This is a genomic window from Dickeya oryzae (assembly GCF_009372235.1).
GTDB classification, from domain to species: domain Bacteria; phylum Pseudomonadota; class Gammaproteobacteria; order Enterobacterales; family Enterobacteriaceae; genus Dickeya; species Dickeya oryzae.
In genome coordinates, this window is the sequence record NZ_SULL01000028.1 from 1 (window position 1) to 2,827 (window position 2,827).

2 protein-coding genes are annotated in these 2,827 nt (G+C 65.1%); both read left to right on the top strand.

What is annotated here, in order from left to right; genetic code table 11:
* Positions 1–366: DUF1795 domain-containing protein (locus tag FAZ14_RS20145; protein ID WP_153509098.1), on the top strand; the 366-nt coding region annotated here is incomplete at its 5' end.
* Between the two features lie 11 nt (positions 367–377).
* The coding region (locus tag FAZ14_RS20150) for a DUF6531 domain-containing protein (RefSeq protein WP_194287088.1) at positions 378–2,827 on the top strand (2,450 nt) is incomplete at its 3' end.

Here is a 2,827-nt window from a genome sequence, read left to right on the forward strand (position 1 = left end):
TGGCGCGACGAGTCGCTGCACGTGTTTGTGCTGCCGGGCGATACCGCCAATCTGGTGGTCAACCGCACACCGATTGAGTTCGGCCTGTCGCCGGACACCGTCTATGAACAGACGCTGTCACAGTTTTCCGCCCACCTGAAAGGCTATCAGGAGCGCGCCGCCTGGGAACTGACGCTGGATGGTCAACCCGCACGCGGGCTGGAGTACAGCTGGCGCTCGCCGGAAGGCCCCATGCACCAGGTGGTGGTGATGCAGGTGCGCGGCGAGCTGCTGCTGACCTTTACCGTTACCGCCGCCGGTGAACTGAAGGATGAACAAAAAACCGCGTTGCTGGCGGTCATCGAGACATTTAAAGCCGCGTCCTGAAGGGAGTCACGATGCTCAACGATATTCTGAGCCGGGTGGCCCGGGTGGGGGCCATGCACGCCGGAAACCGTCCCAACCCGCCCGCCGACCGGCCGCAACCCTGTCAGGGTAAACCGCCGACCTCGCCGGGCAAGACCATCAAGCACAAGAGCTTCCTGGGGGCACTGGCGGGTGCCGTGGCCGGGGCGCTGGTGGCGGCCGCCGTATTTACCGCCGCTGCGGCCGTGGCGGGTGCTATCGCCGTTGCGGCGATTGGCACGGGTGGAATGGGGGCGGCGCTGGTGGTGGGGGTGGTAAAACTGGCCGCCGGATTTGGTGCGGTCAGCCTGCTGGGTGGGCTGATAGACGCGGTGTCCAGCAAGGTGTCGGCGATGGTGGACAGCGGCTCGCCATCGTTCGGACCGGTGATGGCGGGCTCGGGTAACGTGTTTGTCGAAAAACAGCCGGTGGCCCGCGCCACGAAAGATACCGTTGCCTGCACCCGGCACAACAGCCCGCAACTGATTGCCCAGGGCAGCGAGTCGGTGTTCGTGAACGACGCGCCAGCCGCCCGTATCGACGATAAAACCGTGTGTGGCGCCACTATCAAGGAAGGGGCCTCGACGGTATTTTTCGGCTCCGGGCAGGGCACCTATCTGGAGATTGCCGAAGAGTTTACCGCGCTGCAACGCGCGCTGCTGATTGCGGTGGAGTTTCTGGTGCCGCCCAGCCGGGGGATGTTCAAGGGGCTGGGGAAACTGTTCACCCGTGGGCCGATGGCGGTACTAAAAGGGATGCGCGCCGGGGCGCTGAAAACGCTGGAAGGACTGAAAAGCGCCGTTAAATGTGCCAGTGAGGGGTTTCGCAACAGCAGGGGACTGTCGCGTGTCACGGAAGCGGTGCGCGGTTTCCTCAAGGACCCGGTTTATATCGCCAGCGGCGAGGTGATTGAATCCCGTACCGATATCGCACTGGGCCAGACGCTGCCGCTGGTGTTCGAACGCACCTACCGCTCCGCCTCCGGGCATGTCGGGCTGCTGGGCCGTGGCTGGCACGACAGCTGGAGCGAGGTGGCGACGGTAACGCGCGACGGCCTCAACACCCACGTGGTCATCACGCTGGCACAGGGCTACGACATCGATTTTACCTTCCATCAGGACGTACAGGCGGTGTACTGCCCGCACTACCCTGAATTTACCCTGCACCGCCGGGGCGAGGGTTTCAGCCTGTGGCACCGCGACCAGCAGACCTGGCGTGATTTTAGCGTGGTACAGGGCGAGCGCCGGTTGCTGTCGGCCATTCACGATACCCACGACAACCGCATCGAACTGGTGCGCGACCCGAAAGGCTACCTGCGCCAGGTGCGCCACAGCGACGGCGTCACCCTGCTGCTGGTATGGCAGGGCGAGTACCTGCACCAGATACAACGCATCGATGGTGGCCAGAAGACGTTGCTGGCCGTGTACCGCCAGGACGAACAGGGCCGACTGGTGGAAGCGGACGCCACCCACGCCTATCACCTCTATTACGAGTACGACACCGCCCACCGGCTGACCCGCTGGCACGATAACGACCAGACCTGGGCGCGCTACGAATACGACGCACAGGGGCGCTGCGTCTACACCACCTGCGCCGACGGTTTCCTGACCGCCCGCTTCGACTACCTGCCCGACCGGGTGGTGATGACCGATGGCCTCGGCCAGCGCAGCGAATTCGGCTTTAACGACCTGCACCTGATGAGCTGGGAACAATCCCCGCTCGGTCACGTCACCCGCTACGACTACGACGAGGTTGGCAATCTGCTGCGGGAAATCTCGCCCGCCGGGCGGGTGGTCGAATTCGGCTATCTGGACGATACCGGGCGGGTCAGCACCTTTACCGACGCCAGCGGCCACCAGTGGCAGTACGACTACGACGACGCGCTGCGGCTGTGCGGCGTCACCGACCCGCTGGGACGCGAGTGGCGCTGGGTGTATGACGCCGAGGGTAACCCGGAGCGGCTCACCGGGCCGGATGCCAGCGAGGTCCGATTCACCTGGAACCGCTACGGCCTGCTGACCCAGGTCAGCGACGCCGCCGGTGAGGTGCAGGCCCGGTTACAGTACGACCACCGCCAGCGGCTGCTGAGCGCCACCGACGCCGAGAGCCGCACCCGGCAGTTACGCTACGATGGGCAGGACCGGGTGGTGCAGTGGCAACGGGCGGACGGTGCCCGTTTCCGGCTCGGCTACCGCCGGGCCAGCTGGACGCTGCCGGAGCAGCTGATACGCCCGGATGACAAGGAAGAGCAGCGCCAGTACGACCGCCATAACAACCTGCTGAGCTACGTGGACGGCAACGGCGCGCTGTGGCGTCAGACCTTCGGCCCGTTCGACCTGCTGACCGCACGCACCGACGCCGAAGGCCGCACCTGGCACTACGCGTACGATAAAGAGAGCCAGCAACTGACAACGGTTATTGCCCCGGACGGCAGCCGCTGGCA